General features: G+C 38.7%; 19 protein-coding genes and 3 pseudogenes. 2 read left to right on the top strand and 20 right to left on the bottom strand.

The window, feature by feature from the left end:
* Window positions 1-53: 53 nt before the first annotated feature.
* From Q1B07_RS15920 to Q1B07_RS15885, 8 genes and pseudogenes are all read right to left on the bottom strand, one after another.
* Window positions 54-158 (bottom strand): annotated as a pseudogene (locus Q1B07_RS15920) (sugar kinase); the annotation flags it as partial.
* A pseudogene (locus Q1B07_RS15915) lies at window positions 154-471 on the bottom strand (KDGP aldolase); the annotation flags it as partial. The pseudogenes Q1B07_RS15915 and Q1B07_RS15920, both read right to left, overlap by 5 nt.
* Before the next feature lies 1 nt (window position 472).
* Entirely contained in the window at window positions 473-1576 is a 1104-nt protein-coding gene (locus Q1B07_RS15910; RefSeq protein WP_299091950.1) for a DgaE family pyridoxal phosphate-dependent ammonia lyase, read from the bottom strand.
* Window positions 1554-2651 carry an amidohydrolase/deacetylase family metallohydrolase gene (locus Q1B07_RS15905; RefSeq protein ID WP_299833047.1) on the bottom strand — a complete coding sequence of 366 codons (1098 nt, stop codon included), beginning with the start codon at window positions 2649-2651 and terminating at the stop codon, window positions 1554-1556. The genes Q1B07_RS15910 and Q1B07_RS15905 overlap by 23 nt, the downstream gene beginning before the upstream one ends.
* A 213-nt stretch (window positions 2652-2864) precedes the next feature.
* Window positions 2865-3575, bottom strand: coding sequence for a GntR family transcriptional regulator (locus tag Q1B07_RS15900; RefSeq protein WP_299091945.1), 711 nt, complete (start codon window positions 3573-3575; stop codon window positions 2865-2867).
* 176 nt (window positions 3576-3751) lie between these two features.
* Window positions 3752-4198: a hypothetical protein gene (locus Q1B07_RS15895; protein ID WP_299091942.1), complete on the bottom strand. Its 447-nt coding sequence runs from the start codon at window positions 4196-4198 to the stop codon at window positions 3752-3754.
* Window positions 4199-4346: 148 nt separating this feature from the next.
* The gene (gene ssb, locus Q1B07_RS15890) at window positions 4347-4694 is read right to left on the bottom strand and encodes a single-stranded DNA-binding protein (protein WP_299091939.1); all 348 of its coding nucleotides are present in this window, start codon (window positions 4692-4694) and stop codon (window positions 4347-4349) included.
* A 189-nt stretch (window positions 4695-4883) separates the two neighbouring features.
* Complete coding sequence (locus Q1B07_RS15885) at window positions 4884-5300, bottom strand: hypothetical protein (protein ID WP_299091936.1); 417 nt, start codon at window positions 5298-5300, stop codon at window positions 4884-4886.
* Window positions 5301-5540: 240 nt separating this feature from the next.
* Here Q1B07_RS15885 and Q1B07_RS15880 point away from each other — a divergent pair, with 240 nt between their 5' ends.
* Window positions 5541-5951: a helix-turn-helix transcriptional regulator gene (locus tag Q1B07_RS15880; RefSeq protein WP_299091933.1), complete on the top strand. Its 411-nt coding sequence runs from the start codon at window positions 5541-5543 to the stop codon at window positions 5949-5951.
* A 204-nt stretch (window positions 5952-6155) separates the two neighbouring features.
* On the top strand, window positions 6156-6596 hold the full coding sequence (locus Q1B07_RS15875) for a YwpF family protein (RefSeq protein ID WP_299091930.1): 441 nt from the start codon (window positions 6156-6158) through the stop codon (window positions 6594-6596).
* A 189-nt stretch (window positions 6597-6785) separates the two neighbouring features.
* Here Q1B07_RS15875 and cotJC read toward each other — a convergent pair whose 3' ends face one another.
* From cotJC to Q1B07_RS15815, 12 genes and pseudogenes are all read right to left on the bottom strand, one after another.
* Window positions 6786-7355, bottom strand: a complete 570-nt coding sequence (gene cotJC / locus Q1B07_RS15870) for a spore coat protein CotJC (RefSeq protein WP_299091927.1) — start codon at window positions 7353-7355, stop codon at window positions 6786-6788.
* A gap of 56 nt (window positions 7356-7411) precedes the next feature.
* Complete coding sequence (locus Q1B07_RS15865; RefSeq protein ID WP_299091925.1) at window positions 7412-7672, bottom strand: spore coat protein CotJB; 261 nt, start codon at window positions 7670-7672, stop codon at window positions 7412-7414.
* A 5-nt stretch (window positions 7673-7677) separates the two neighbouring features.
* Entirely contained in the window at window positions 7678-7923 is a 246-nt protein-coding gene (locus Q1B07_RS15860; RefSeq protein ID WP_299092056.1) for a spore coat associated protein CotJA, read from the bottom strand.
* A 274-nt stretch (window positions 7924-8197) separates the two neighbouring features.
* On the bottom strand, window positions 8198-8530 hold the full coding sequence (locus Q1B07_RS15855) for a hypothetical protein (protein WP_299091923.1): 333 nt from the start codon (window positions 8528-8530) through the stop codon (window positions 8198-8200).
* A 160-nt stretch (window positions 8531-8690) separates the two neighbouring features.
* Entirely contained in the window at window positions 8691-9131 is a 441-nt protein-coding gene (gene fabZ / locus Q1B07_RS15850; protein WP_046588608.1) for a 3-hydroxyacyl-ACP dehydratase FabZ, read from the bottom strand.
* 394 nt (window positions 9132-9525) lie between these two features.
* The gene (locus Q1B07_RS15845; RefSeq protein ID WP_299091917.1) at window positions 9526-9792 is read right to left on the bottom strand and encodes a DNA-directed RNA polymerase subunit beta; all 267 of its coding nucleotides are present in this window, start codon (window positions 9790-9792) and stop codon (window positions 9526-9528) included.
* Between the two features lie 12 nt (window positions 9793-9804).
* A complete protein-coding gene (locus tag Q1B07_RS15840; protein ID WP_299091914.1) occupies window positions 9805-10635 on the bottom strand; it encodes a flagellar hook-basal body protein in 831 nt (276 codons plus the stop codon).
* A 15-nt stretch (window positions 10636-10650) separates the two neighbouring features.
* Window positions 10651-11457, bottom strand: coding sequence for a flagellar hook-basal body protein (locus tag Q1B07_RS15835; protein WP_299091911.1), 807 nt, complete (start codon window positions 11455-11457; stop codon window positions 10651-10653).
* A 211-nt stretch (window positions 11458-11668) separates the two neighbouring features.
* Entirely contained in the window at window positions 11669-12670 is a 1002-nt protein-coding gene (locus Q1B07_RS15830; protein ID WP_299091908.1) for a rod shape-determining protein, read from the bottom strand.
* Between the two features lie 217 nt (window positions 12671-12887).
* Window positions 12888-13163 carry a sporulation transcriptional regulator SpoIIID gene (gene spoIIID, locus Q1B07_RS15825; RefSeq protein ID WP_046588600.1) on the bottom strand — a complete coding sequence of 92 codons (276 nt, stop codon included), beginning with the start codon at window positions 13161-13163 and terminating at the stop codon, window positions 12888-12890.
* Window positions 13164-13876: 713 nt separating this feature from the next.
* The gene (locus tag Q1B07_RS15820; RefSeq protein ID WP_299091906.1) at window positions 13877-14767 is read right to left on the bottom strand and encodes a M23 family metallopeptidase; all 891 of its coding nucleotides are present in this window, start codon (window positions 14765-14767) and stop codon (window positions 13877-13879) included.
* Between the two features lie 150 nt (window positions 14768-14917).
* Window positions 14918-15412 (bottom strand): annotated as a pseudogene (locus Q1B07_RS15815) (asparagine synthase C-terminal domain-containing protein); the annotation flags it as partial.
* Window positions 15413-15489: the final 77 nt, after the last annotated feature.

Genomic DNA, 15489 nt, shown 5'->3' with positions numbered 1-15489 from the left:
GAGAAAGGGAGCTTTTTCCCCTTTTCTCGCAGTCTCTCTATTTTTAATTATGGTTATCTTTGTATATCGCCTAGCGATACAGTCATCGCTTGAATGATGTCACGCTCTGTTGACATTGGAGTATCACCCGCTATAGTATGGGCAAGCATCCCTGCTGCTGCGTGTTGCTCCGACAGAAGGGAACACTTGGTTGATATGACTGCCAGGGTAGTGTTTCGCAATCTCAGCTACTACAGCTGCCTGACGGTTATCACCAGCGCCCAACCCAATCGATACGGCATCTTCAATTTGCTCACCGTAGTCTTTCATTGCGGCAACTGCTTCTTCCACTGTCGAATAATCCTTTGAAAGAACACCGACTAATACATAGCCTTCAGCTGCTTCAAATACCTCTTTTGCATTTTCTACACTATTTGCTAGCACATTTAATGCGACACGGTCTTTGTAAAATCGATTTGTTATGTTTGCCATCTTATTTACCCCCTACAATTTCACGGATTTTCGCTTCAATTACCTCAATATCATCATGCTGCAGAGGACGGGGATCGATATCAAAATAGCCCTGTCTCACACCATAATCACGAGTGTAAATGGCTATGTCACCCTCGCGCAGCCTTGTATTCACTTCTTTTGCGGTTAGATGTGCCCCGTATGGATCAATGTGAATACGCGCCCGGAATATAGCCCGACCTGCTTCATCCTGGACAATTGTCACCTTGATGCCATTGAGTTCATTCAATGTCATTAATGTCTGCAAGGTTTCTTTCTCTTGTTCGCTTTTGTCTTCTTTATTGCCGTATTCATCAAGCGCTTGAAGTAAGCCAAATGCCGATTCTTTTCCGACCTTCATGCTGCGGCCAATGCCATGTAATTGAACCTTTAGCCACTCAATGTATTTGCGTTTACCGGCCACAATCCCTGAGGTTGGTCCTTCAATCGCCTTTGAGCCACTATAGATTGCCAGGTCTGAGTATTGCACATATTTTTGAAGATCTTCTTCTGCTGCCGCATCAACAATCAGTGGAACACCATTTCGTTTGGCAACCTCCCAAGCTTCTTCAACTGAAATCATATTTTTCTGGACGGCGTGGTGTGATTTGACGTAAAGGATAGCCGCTGTATGTTCACATATCGCATCCTCGATATGCTCCGCCTTTCCTTCATTGGCGTAGCCTACCTCAACTAATTTTCCCCCGCCTAAATAGATCATCGTTTCAACAGGTGCTCCGTATTGTACGTTGTGACCTTTCAGCATGATGATTTCTCTTTTCGTAATTTCTTCTTGGTGAAGACGCTCACTTTTACGGCGATTTCCTTGTGTCACCATTGCGGCAACAGAAAGGGCAATCCCGCTTGATGCCGAGTTTACGATTACGGCTGCCTCTGAACCTAAAATCCTAGCTACGTAATCACCGGCTTTATCAACTAAATCTGCAATCTCCACATAGTTTTGACCTCCTTGTTTCATTGCTTCCATTACCGTATCCGTTGGAGCTGAAACACCTAATATACTCATTCTTCCACTTGCATTAATCACACGTTTAAGTCCATATTTAGCATTTAATGAATTCGCCATTTGCAACCACTCCTTTAGTTTCGATTCGTTGATCTGATACGCGCTTTTCACCGTCTGAATCGATTAAAGTAATCGGCTCATTTTCCACTGCAAAAAGAGTCAGATTAGCAACATCTCCAGCCTTTATCCAGCCAAGCTCCGGTTTTTTCAACCAGTTAGCGGCATTGATCGTAACCGCTGCGATAACCTCTTCAAGCGAATATCCTAAGGACAGAAATTTCGTCAAAACATTAGCCATACTGTAAACAGGCCCTTTTAATCGGTTCATCCGATAAATATCTGTACTGATAGTATTTAAAGCGATATGATGACGCTTTGCTGCTTCCGCCACCTTAAAGGAGAAGCTTGCGGTACCATGACCAACATCTAAATGAACACCGCGTTTAATGGCATCTTTTAATACTTGGCGGGGGTTCTCATGTTCATCAAAAAGATTGTTTTGCTTTCCATTAAGATAATGGGTAATGACATCTCCTTTTTCCAAAAGCGGAATAATATCATCGATTTTTGGCGGTCCCGAGCCGATATGAACCATTATCGGCAAGTCTGTTTCACTAGAAAGGGCACGAGCGATTCTCAAAGGCTCAATACCATTTTCACAAACAACACTTTTACTAATCCGTGCCTTTAAGCCAACAATTATATCCTTATATTCCTTTACAGCTTGTACAACCTTCCCTTTATCAATCCACTCTAACCTTGATAATTCATCAACTCTTTCTAAGCCAATACATGAAATATTCAAAAAGGCATATACATTCGTTTTTGCTTTTTCTCCGCTTGCTGCTAAATCGGCAATACGATCAGCGCCACAGCTTCCCGCATCAACAATAGTCGTTACTCCCTGCTTTACTCCGATTTCGTCGATTTCATCACCGTACGGGTCAAATTCCGGAAAGGCATGGACATGTAAATCAATCCACCCGCTTGATACATATAGGCCGGAGCAATCGATAACATGCTCTCCATGACCATCCCCAGCCTTCATTACCTGGGCAATTTTTCCGTCCTCAATGACGATATCGATTTCCTCTTCATTTAATCGCTTTACATGACGCAATACAAAATCCTTCATCTATATCACCTTTTTCATAGTCAATTAAAGACGCTTACAATTTTATTGATCATAACGTTATAATGTTTTGGGATAAAAAATAATTTCTTAATGTAACGTAAAGATAACATAGAAAAAGAATAAAGTAAATATAACGTTATAATGTTTAATGAGAAAATTTGCATGTAAAATATTCCATGCAGCTAGAAGGATAGAAATCACTATGTTTCTACCCTATACATTCAGATTAACGACATATTTATGAATATCGGTATTATAGTAGCCGATCGAATACTCGATTAATTGTTCATTGATATCATAAGAAAAGCGGGTTCGTTGGAATAGCGGCTTCGGGTCAATCTTTAACAATTTGGCGATTTTTTCATTCGGTGTGTCCACACCAAATTCATCTTGAAACCGATTAAAATAAACGCCTTTTTCATACAACAATTCATACAAGGAATCCTTAAACATTTCAGGATCTAATGATAGTGAAAAACGATTGGGAATATAGTGGGTAAAATGAATATATGGCTGATCATTTAACGTATAAATGCGCTCAATACAATAGCACTCTTGCTCAAAATGATCAGACAAAACGGGATGGTCTGATACATCAACTTTAGAGATCGTTACATTGCCCTTTTTCAAGGTATATCCTGTTGATAATAAATATTCTGAAAACCCCTGCCCTTTCGATAATTTTGAGACGGCCCGATTCGCCAATACCTTCGTGCCGATACCGCTATGCTTTTCCACATAGCCTTCAATCGCCAGTTGTTCGACCGCTTTGCGTATCGTAATTTTACTAACGCCAAACTCCTTTTCTAATTCGGGTTCAGGTGGGATTAACGAATTTTTAGGGTATACGCCTTTAATAATCCGCTCTTTCAATTCATTTTTCACTTGAATATAAAATGGTCCCTTATTTCGTAACAATCTCATTAAGATCTACCTTTCCAATGTATCTACTCATTGTTCATATAGTTGTTTTATCTCTCCCTTATTGTACCAATAATTTTTTTGAAAGTGTAGGAATCTAATTTTCTTGAGGAATGACTGGAGAAGTTTTATTTTGAAGCAGCATATAAAAAAATAGCGGTAGTGGGAATAGTAGGTTATTATACTTCGAGCCTTTTTTCGATGTTGTTTATTTTCATATCGTGCACACCTGTTTTCCCACTTAAATACTCAACATTTGTTTTTACTGAGCTTAGATCTGCAGCATAAATATTAAAAGCTTCGCGATGCTGTTTAAGCTCTTCCTCAATCTTTTTAAAATGGCTTCTAAATTCTGTGGCATGCTGATTGATCGTTTGCTTTAATTCATTTTGATTTTCTTCTAAAACAGTTATCCTTTTTTCAAGCTTCTCTATTCTTTCTTCTAAAGAATCAACCTTGCCTTCTAACTTGTCCATTCTTCCTTCAAGGAGTCCCATCTTGCTTTCTAACTTATCCATTCTTCCTTCTAAACGTGCTACACCATCTTTTATTTCGTGGATTTCCTTCGTTAAAAGTAAAAATTGCTGATTCATTTGACTCATAAAGGTTTTTAATAATTCTTCCATCCTTCTTTCACCTCCTTTTAGCTATTATACCATTATTTCTCCTAAAAATAGGCTGGCTTGCTGAGGGAATCTAGCAGTAACCAGCCTCTCAATCTTCGAGGAGTTAAGGGGGTACTTTTGATTTTTTCTAGTACAGAGTAAAGCGGAACTAGCTTTCTTGCTCTACTAATTCACGTGGTTTGCCGCTCATGAAGCGAACGGAATCGGCTACAACTTCAGTGACGTAGACACGGGTTCGTTCAGCATTTTCATAGCTGCGTGTCTGTATTCTTCCTGTCACACCAACAATTGAGCCTTTTCGGCAATAGTTTGCTGTATTTTCTGCTGTTCGTCTCCAAAGTGTACAGTTAACAAAATCTGTATCAATTTCACCTGCTGCATTACGAAATTGCCGGCTTACAGCCAACGTGATGTTTGCGACTGGCGATCCATCTGCTGTGTAGCGAAGTTCTGGATCTTTTGTTAGACGACCTACTAAAATAATTTGATTGATCACCTTGTCCCTCCTTTCCTTTTATGTACAAATGAATTGTAATAGATTTCACTCTGTTGGGAAAATCAGTAAAAATTTATTTTGATTTTTTAGCAGCTCCTGAAACTCTTTTATCACCTAATACATTTTTTTAATTTGAAAAATGATCACTTATTCTTTCCGCAAATTTCGCCAATTTCATTGTTTTTTCAGTTAGTTCGGTAAGTCTGTTAAGCGTTGAATTGAATTTACAATGAATGAAATATGCTGATCGCCTGAATAGCTTATACTCTGAAGAATGACTTGGAAGGAATGGGATTGAATTATTTCATTTTTAAGGGGTGCTTCTATGTAGTGTTGTTCTACCTCATTCCATGTGAAGTATTGAATAGATAGATTTCGTTGTTCTAAATAGAAAACAAAACGCAATAAATTTTTTTGATCGATTGTTTCATAGTGAATTTCAACGATTGCTTGAGTAGGAACGAGAAAATAGTAATCTTTCTGTTTGCCTTTTTTAAAATCAGCTATTTTCAATACGATGTCGCCCTCAGTTGGTGTCTCATTAACCTGTAATGACTCTCTTTTTTTCTGTTTGACATAAAGACTTTTTAATTTAAATAGAACCATTTTTTTATAACCTCATTTCAAATAATTTACAATGTCATTATATGTCATTTTTCATGATGACTGTATAAAGCGAATAATGATATTTGGTGATATTTGACGAATTTTAAGAAAAACTTAACACTCATCTCATTCTTTCTTCATATTTTTTCGCTATTCTCAATATAGGTCCAAATATCTATTTTCGTTTAATTATCGAACAGTTGGCAGGATGTTCAGTAGTAGAACATGCAGGAGGTCTAAATGAGAGAGCTAAAAACATTTATCATGAATATGAAATATTATCGGGAGCAAAATGGATGGTCGCAGGAACAGCTCGCTGAAAGGATAAATGTATCCCGACCGGTTATAACGCGACTTGAAACAGGTGTCCAAGAGCCCGCCTTATCCTATCTGCTTTCCTTAAGCAATGCATTTAATATTAGCATCGATGAACTGATTGGAAGGAAGCAACAAACAAATGATTACCTTTTTGAGGTATATGGAGACTATTGTGAGGAGCCTTCACTGCCACAAGTTATTGATTATTTAATTAAGAATCCTAAAATGCTGGCATGTCTGCAACAGCTTTTACTAGCTAAACCAAAGAACCGCAAGCTGATTGAAGAAATGTTAATTACCGTCATCGAAAAAACGAAGAAATTATCTGAGTAACGATCATTTTTTTGCATTAATTATTCCTATGGTATAATAAATAAGGACTTCATTTAACAAAAAGAGGAAGCGCATGAGTAGAAATTTTTTTGTACTAGACACTAGCAGTTAAAAATAGGCGTCCTGTGTCTCGGAGCTTGACAATAAAACTAAGTACAATAACTTTCTTTTTCATAAAAAAATTTGCTTACAGGGGTGATGGCGATGAAAACATTTAAGCTTGTGGGCTTGAAAATTGAACAAGATATGGTTCAAGAGAAAACAATCAAAGAGATCCCGCTTGAAGATGGGTTAATCATTAACCTCGAGGATGGAGAGAACTCCTGGTTAATTGAGGCACTCATTCCAGAAGAGTTTCAAACCTACTTCGAAAAGCTATCGGAAGCGAAAAAGAAAATGAAAGTCCTAGTGACCATTTCGAAAAAGACAAATGCGCCTGCCCAAATCATGGCAAAGGTTAAAACCATTACTCCTTTAGAAAATCATTTATCAATTTTATTAGATGGCCGACTATTAACATCCAGACCAATCCATGATCCAGAGCAGCTGCTTCGTTCCTTAATGGGGCAGGGCTTATCAGGAGATGCCCTCATTAAAACATTTTCAGAAAACGTTCATCAGCGGAAAGAATCAACGAAGTTGTAAGAAAAGCGCAAGGCGACAAGCATAAGGCGAATAGGAACTAGATGCAGTCAAAAAAGCGATGTCCTCGTATCTTTACTGCATTTACACGTCCTGTGCCTTGGAGCTGATACGTGAGCGCTTGTCCACAGTTAATCCTTTTATTGTTTCCATAGAAAAATCTCGGAACGCACCGTCGCTCCGAGATTTCCTTTAAAAGAACTTCTTACGATCACGTTCTTCTTTTAAAATTTCGACTGCCTCTCTAAATCGTTGTGAATGGACAATCTCCCGTTCTCTTAAAAAGGCAAGACTATCATTTATATCGGGGTCGTCTGAAATATTAATAAGCCATTGATATGTAGCCCTCGCTTTTTCTTCTGCAGCAATATCTTCATACAAATCTGCAATTGGGTCACCCTTTGCTTGAATATAAGTTGCTGTAAATGGTACACCCGCTGCATTGTGATAAAACAAGGCCGAATCATGATCGACATAATGTTCACCTAAACCTGCTGCTTTTAGCTGCTCAGGTGTAGCATCTTTGGTTAATTTATAAACCATTGTTGCAATCATTTCCAGATGAGCAAATTCTTCTGTTCCAATATCATTTAATAAGCCTATAACTTTACCCGGAATCGTATAACGCTGGTTTAAATAACGCAATGCCGCTGCTAATTCCCCATCTGCACCGCCGTATTGTTCAATTAAATATTTCGCAAGAGTCGGATTACATGTGCTTACCTTTACTGGATATTGAAGCTTCTTTTCATATACCCACATGATCTGTTGTCTCCTTTCGTAATGAAAGGACCGGGTAGCACCGATCCTTTATCATATTAAACCTGCCATGGCCATGGAGCAGTTCCCCAGCTCCAATTTGCATCTGCAAAGCTGTTTCCATAGCCTTGCAGCATCCCGAATTTTGACTCAAACACTTGCTTCAACTCTTTGCTTTTTAAGGCATATTGGTTAAATTGCTGAAGAGCCTGCATATCATTTGGATGGGTATCAAGATAAAGGGTCAGTTCGACAAGGACAAAGTCGATCGCTTGAATTTCCTCAAGCAAGTGGTAATATTCATCAGGTAATTGCTTCACATTCACTACCTCCCTTTTCCTTCATACGGGTTTTCATATGGATCGTATAATGCAGGCCAAAGCGTACCCTTTTTCAAGGCAACCCTAGGCGGAAACTGCGGAAGGTTGGGCGGCTGAAATCCCATATATAAATGAGGCGGTGTTGAATAAAACTTTAATCCAATTGGCGGGCAAGGATCAAAGCGGCTATGAAATGGTCGATACGCCTTCATTCTAGTGAATGTTGCCGGCTGCTCATGAGGATAATTCATATCTTTCACCTTTTACACCTCTTTTTTGCGGAAAAATCAACTTCTCCACAGCTTATTTGTCACACTTTTTAAGTCCTTTATCACCATCATATTCAGTTACGAATCCTACTTATGAATGATTTATGGAAAAAGTTAAAATTTCATGGGGTTAAAATAGAAGAAAATTAGCGGGGTAACCAAATTGAAAATAAAGAAAACTTGCTGAGAAGCGACCACTGCCAATTTCTTTCTTAATGTAAAAAAGACCAACCAAAGCGGTCAGCCCTTTTCTCATTTATTCTTTAATTTGATCATCTTCGGTTATATCATTTTCAGTCGCATCTTGATTGCCTTCTTTTGTCGTATCTTCACCGGCATTCCCATTCGTATCTTCCCTTGCATCCTGTTCTAATTGCTCTTGTCCATCACCTTGAGGGTCCATGTTTTCATCTAAGTTTTCATCAACTGGAGATTGGCCGCCCTCATCTGACGGAGTATTGCCATTCTCATCAGGAAGCTGGTCATGTGTTTCATCCGGTGGTGCAGGGTCTGCATCATCGGCACATCCTGTTACAATCATGCCTGCAAGCAGTGAGCCAGATAATGTTAATAACCATTTCTTATTCATGTGTATTGCTCCTTTCTTCATTATGAATGAGGCCATGTTCTTTTATTAGGTTCCCCTGTTTTTTTGATTTGATTCTTGGTGAACGAGATTGCTTTTTCAAACAATAGGCAAAAAAAGAGACAAACGACCTGTGATTATGGTCCATTTGTCTCTTTGCTTCTTATGCTTCTTCCTTTTTCTCACCTAGTGCAAACGTGATTTCCGCTTCACATGCGACTTCTCCATCAACCGTTGCAATTCCTTTTCCTTTTCCAATTGCGCCGCGTGCACGTGTAATTTCAACCTCAAGGCGCAATTGATCACCAGGTTTTACTTGCTTTTTAAAGCGGCAGTTATCAATTCCAGCAAAAAATGCTAAGCGGCCGCGGTTTTCTTCTTTTTTAAGCATGGCAACTGCACCTACTTGGGCAAGTGCTTCAACAATTAACACTCCAGGCATAACCGGGTAGTCCGGGAAATGGCCATTAAAAAACTCTTCATTCGCTGTTACATTTTTTATGCCAACTGCATGCTTGCCTTCTTCAACCTCTAACACACGGTCAACTAATAAAAATGGATAGCGATGCGGGATGATTTCTTTTATTTGTTGAGTATCTAACATATGTATGGCTCCTTACTATTTTTTATTTTTTTGTATGTCGTTTCATTTCGATATAGAGTAAATCACTTCGAAGGAGAGTTACTCTTGAAGTCGAGATGAGAGGGGGGACTGGAAGCAATCGGCAATTCACCGATTGCCTTTATATACCTTCTATTTATACCTTAAAAACTTATAGAAAAAGTCTTAAGGTTAAAGAAAGTAATAAAATTCATCTTTTTCTAGAATATAAGGAATCTGTGGTTCGCCGATTCCTATTAATCCAACATCCAACCTCTCATTTCAAACTTTAAATTGCGTTCATAATTACAAATAGTTTTTTAAAAAATCCTATTAATAAGTATACGACAAAAGGAAGGCATTCACCTTCCCTTATATGCAAAGTATAATCTTCTTGTCATTCTTTTTCAACCAAATCGATGATATGCTGCCAGGTTGATTTATCAAGTGCGTCAGCAGGGTCGCCATTTCCGATCACACCGTATCCTACAATGACGCCAACGATAGTGCTGATGACCATGAAAATGAGTACAAGCAGCACCCTTAACCATATCGGTATTAATCTGACACGGATCTTTACTTTTTCTTGCTGTTTTTCCTTTGTCTTTTTGGCTTTTTTCACTTCTTCTCGACTAGCTGCTTTTGCCGTCTGTTTTTCAACCAATAGTCTATACTCCTATCTTACACCATTTATTAATCCAAGCATTTGGTCACCCATTGTGATCGATTTTGCATTCATCTGGTAGGACCGCTGTGAGATCATTAAATCGGTCAGTTCCTTTGATAAATCTACATTGGACATTTCCAATGAACCTTGCTTCAACGAGACGTTCCCACGCAATGCTCCTTCTAAATAGGTGAGAACATCACCTTGTTGATTATTGCCTAAGTCCGTTAACCTGTAACGGTTGCTGCCATTTTCGGCAAGCAATTGGGGGCGATCTATTTGGACAACGCCGAGACTGAAGACCTGCGGGAGATCTCCGTCATTTTGCGGGATCGCTGTAATTGTTCCATCCTCTGAAATGACAAGTTCTTTAAAGGTATCCTCAACCATAATCGGATTTTGATTTTCATCCAGAACCGGCCTTCCTTCAGCGGTGGCAAGCATTAAACGGTTTGTCCCATCGACTGCTGGTGATAAATATAAGGCGCCGTCCCTTGTATAGTGAATTTCCCCATCTACATCGATTTGCAGAAATTGATTTGGAACTGAAAAAGCAATATCAAGCGCTCTGCCTGTTTGCTTCAAGCTTCCTTGCGTCAAAGCCAGGCTGCTGCCCAGTCTTGCTCCCGTTCCTTGCCTAATCCCTAATTCGCCAAACCGACCGATTTTATCCTGTTCATTTGGCTGGTTGTCGATTTGCTGTCTCACAAGCTCGGAAAAAGAGGTTTCGGTCCGTTTAAAGCCTTGTGTATCAATATTTGCCAGGTTATGGCCAATTGTATCAAGCTGTTTTTGCAGCTGGCTCATCGTATTCGTCGCTGTAATCATTGAGCGTAACATGATATGTTCCCCCTATTATCTTAAGCGGCCAATTTCATTAACGGCCTTATCCATACTTTTGTCATAAGCTTGCAGCACCTTTTGGTTTGCTTCAAATGAACGGTATGCAGTCATCATCTCTGTATACGTTCTTGCAACATCAACGGTAGAGCCTTCCAGGAAGTTTTGTTTCAAATTGTATTCGATCTCAGCATTATTAGCGGCTGAAGGCAGGGCTTGATTGTTTGCCGTCCGATATAAGCCGTTTCCTTCTTTTACAAGATTTCGGACATCTGCTTCAAAGCGGACATCAATTTGTGCAACAAATTCTCCGTCAGCGAAAATATCACCATCCTCAGTCACTTGAAACTCACCAGATTGTATGAAAATTGGCTGGCCGGTTACAGATAATACTTGATTTCCATTTGAAAGCAGTCTCCCATTTTCATCAAGAGTAAAATGTCCATTACGTGTATAACGCTCGTCTCCTGATTCATTCTCTACTGCAAAAAACAGCGCGCCCTTTACATTTGTTTCTTGATGAACCGGAACATTTTGCTCAACAAGGGCTACATCACTCTTTAAGCCCGTTTCCCGCAGATCACCTTGGAGATAATGACTATTTAGCTCTTGTATGTAAACACCTGTATGTAACCACCCCACTGTGGCAGGGACTGCAACATTTTCCATTCTTTTTAACAGCATTTCCGGAAAGGCGCGAATCGATGATTGATCTGCTTTGTAGCCCGGTGTGTTGGCATTCGCCATATTGTTTGAAAGCATTTCTGTCCGCCTTTGCTGTGTCAGCATGCCTGCTGTTGCTGTGTATAATCCTCTTAACATCTCATACACCACCTTTGTATAAATTACCGCACAATCCGAATTCTTTCGACAGAATTCCCTACCATTTATTATAAAGGAGTACAACTGTTTTCTCATTACATTTTTTCAGGAAATGGTTGTTATATTTTAGAAAAAACAAAAAAACTATAGGACAAAGGATTCATTTATGAAAAAAAGAGTCTGAAAATCAGACTCTTAATCGAACAATATATTAAACTAATTTTTTGCGTGAAATGCGATCCATATTATCAAGCATAATACCTGTTCCGATTGCCACGCAATCCATTGGTGCTTCTGCAACGAGAACCGGTACTTTAAGCTCTTCTGCTAAAAGCTGATCCAATCCATGTAATAATGCTCCACCGCCAGTTAAAATAACACCGCGGTCGATGATGTCAGCTGAAAGCTCTGGAGGAGTACGCTCTAGGACACTCTTAGCGGCTTGTACAATAACAGCAACAGACTCACGAAGGGCATCTTCCACTTCCTTCGAATTGACTGTAATCGTTCTAGGCAAACCTGTAACCATGTCGCGGCCGCGTATGCTTATTTCTTCATTACGTCCGCCTGGGAATACTGTTGCAACATTTATTTTGATGTCTTCAGCTGTACGTTCGCCAATTAGCATCTTATACTCACGTTTGATGTAATTTAGAATTTCAAGGTCAAACTTGTCCCCAGCCATTTTAATTGAAGAGGCGGTGACAATATCGCCCATTGATAAAACAGCGACATCAGTTGTTCCACCGCCAATATCAACTACCATATTCCCATATGGCTGAAAGATATCCATACCAGCACCAATCGCTGCTACTTTTGGTTCTTCTTCAAGAAACACATTTTTCCCTCCGCTTTTTTCAGCGGCTTCCCTAATCGCCTTTTGTTCAACTGATGTAATATTTGTCGGACAGCAAATCAACATGCGCGGTTTAGACAATAAACCTTTTACATTCAGTTTATTAATAAAATGCTTTAACATCGCTTCAGTCACTTCAAAATCTGCAATAACGCCATCTTTTAAAGGGCGAATCGCAACGATATTCCCAGGAGTACGTCCTACCATACGTCTGGCTTCTTCACCAACAGCAAGAACCTTTCCTGAGTTCTTGTCTAATGCAACAACCGATGGCTCATTCAGCACGATGCCTTTTCCTTTAACATGTATCAATACATTTGCCGTACCAAGATCTATACCTATATCCCTAGCAAACATTATCTCTATATCCTCCTTGCAAATCTTCATTCCCAGAATAACTGACCTAATTAAATATTGTATCATAAATTCAAAAAAAAAGTATGATTTTGTAAAATAAATTCACTGGTTTATGTAGGAATTTGTCGATTCACATAGAATGAAATAGAAGCTAATAGCATAGAAATGAGTATACGACACTCAAACCTCCAAAACTTAAGAAACAGATACAAACGCTTTATTTTACTGGCTGCTCTTCTAAAATCTCGTCTTTTTTATATTTCAGCTTTGTTGCTTCTCCACCACGGAGATGCCTAATTGATTTATGGTAATCAAGGATCTCCTTTACCTCATTCGCAAGATCAGGATTAATTTCAGGTAGCCTCTCCGTTAAATCTTTATGGACGGTACTTTTGGAAACGCCAAATTCCTTCGCAATCACGCGAACTGTTTTCTTTGTCTCCACGATATACTTCCCAATCTTGATTGTGCGTTCTTTGATGTAATCGTGCACACCACTCGCCTCCCTAATATGGATGTGAGAAGTGTGAAATGAGACTCGCATACCAAGACATTTTGGCTGACTTTCTCTTAGATGATCGTATGATGCCCCTGCTACTGCGATTAAAATATACACTCACGATCCCTCACCTCAAACACTCTCTTTGATAGGTTTGTAACATTTTATTAGCTTGGGTTAGGGAATATGCAAGAAAAGTCAAGAGGGACAAGGGTTTTATTCATTTTTTTATAAATTTATTAAGTTTTTGCCTGAATTTAATGTATTTTAAGGTGATTGTTTGCAGGAAATTATTTTAACGGGAATGTTTATTTCTAAATTATTTCCTGAGAAATTTGTCGAGATGAATAAGGAGGATTCCAAATTTTGGTTAGTTAGGATGAATGCTTTTTAGAGAATTTAGCTGGTTAGATTTGAGCTCTAAATTGGAGAAAGGTTTGTTCAGAGTTTTATTGAACCACATAAATGATTATTTTGAACTACTAACTGATTTTTTTGAATCACGTTCTTTAAGAATTGAACCAGCGGATAATGGATTTGAACCTCTTACTTCATGATTGTATCACCTAGCGATATATATGAACCAGATACCAATATTTTTGAACCACCAACCTCAGGAATCGAACCACTCTCCAATTTCCAATTCCCAAAAAAAATCGAGGCCGACCTCATTATTGTGTGAGTTCAACCTCGTATTGGATCTATCCTTACGAATTTAATGTGTTATTTTTAGTTTCTGGCTCGCTAGATTGTTGGCTGTCTTCAGTTTCTCCTGTTTCAGCATCTTTATCTGCTTCTGGAGATTCTTCTGCAGGTTGGTCACCTGTTTCAGCGTCTTCTTTTGGAGCTTCTTCTCTCATTTCAGCGTCTTCTTGAGTGGCTTCTTCTTCAGTAGCTTCCTCTTGAGATGCTTCTTCTTCTGTAACCTCGATGGATGTTACCGGCTTATCCATATAAGATTCTGGGTTCACAGCTACACCGTTTTGACGAATTTCGAAGTGTACATGTACACCATCTTCTTCGTTGTATAGGCTCTTACCAGCTTTACCGATTACTTCGTTTTGTTCTACCTTGTCACCAGCTTGTACACTAACATCTGCTAATGATTGATAAACAGTTACGACATCATTTTCATGCTCAATTTCAACAACATGGCCAAGGATTGGGTCTTTTGTTGCGTTTGTTACTGTACCGCTTAGCGATGCAACAACATCAAATTCTTTTTGATCTTCTCTTGCAATATCAATTCCTTTGTTCATTCTGTAGGAATTGTTATAGAATACAAGTGCGGCTTCTTGCTCTTCTGTTGAAGCATTTGGATCATAGAACTTTTTAACAACTTGGACAGCTTCAGAATCTACAGCAGGCATTGCAACGTTCTCTTTTAATGTATTTACTTCTACTGCTTCTGGCGCTGTTTCTCCTTGGTTTTCTTTTTGTAAGTCTTCAGCTACATTGTTGCTGATGCTTTGATACCATAAAACCGCTGTAAGGATAACTGCTGCACTCATTAGGTAGATTGCCGGAAATACCCAACGTTTTCTAAAAAATTGTTGAATTTTTGATTGAGAAGTACGTTTAGTTTCTTCCTCTCTCATTCTATCATCACCTCAGCAATCATTCTGAACACAATTGCTGAATTATATACACATCTTAAAAAATTTTTTAAAATTTAGTATGTGCAGTATTTAAAATAATATGTGCTTCCTTAAATATTTCTATAATTGTGATAATTGCAAAGGCACAGTTTATTGTCTTCTCGATTTATATTCAGCTGCAACATTTCCATTTAAGGCATCATCATTAAAGCTATATTTTTTTTCGATAAACACTTGATGCCAGATCATGAAGATCAGCACCGTCCAAAGCTTTCGACTGTTATCCTTCTTTCCGGTACAATGCTCTGACAGCAGGCGAAGCACATACTTCTTATTGATAAAATAATTAGTTTCGCTTTCATGAATAACAAGCAGGGCCCAGTCATATAGTTCATTTTTTAACCAGCTTCTAATTGGAACGGGGAAGCCTAATTTTTTTCTATTTAATATATGTTCAGGAACAATCCCTTCCGCTGCCTTTCGAAGAATATACTTTGTTGTTCTATTAGCAAGCTTCATATCTGTTGGAATTTTTGAAGCAAGATGAAAAACCTCTTTATCTAGAAATGGGACTCGCAATTCTAACGAGTTAGCCATCGTCATTTTATCTGCCTTAAGTAATATATCCCCCTTCAGCCATGTATGCGTATTGTAAAAACTTTTATATTAAAAAAGTTAATAATCTTTGAATTTAAGGGCTTTAAATGCAAAAAACTTGCCAC

The organism is uncultured Metabacillus sp., from assembly GCF_947503125.1.
GTDB lineage: Bacteria > Bacillota > Bacilli > Bacillales > Bacillaceae > Metabacillus.
This window is presented reverse-complemented; position numbering and strand designations above follow the sequence as displayed.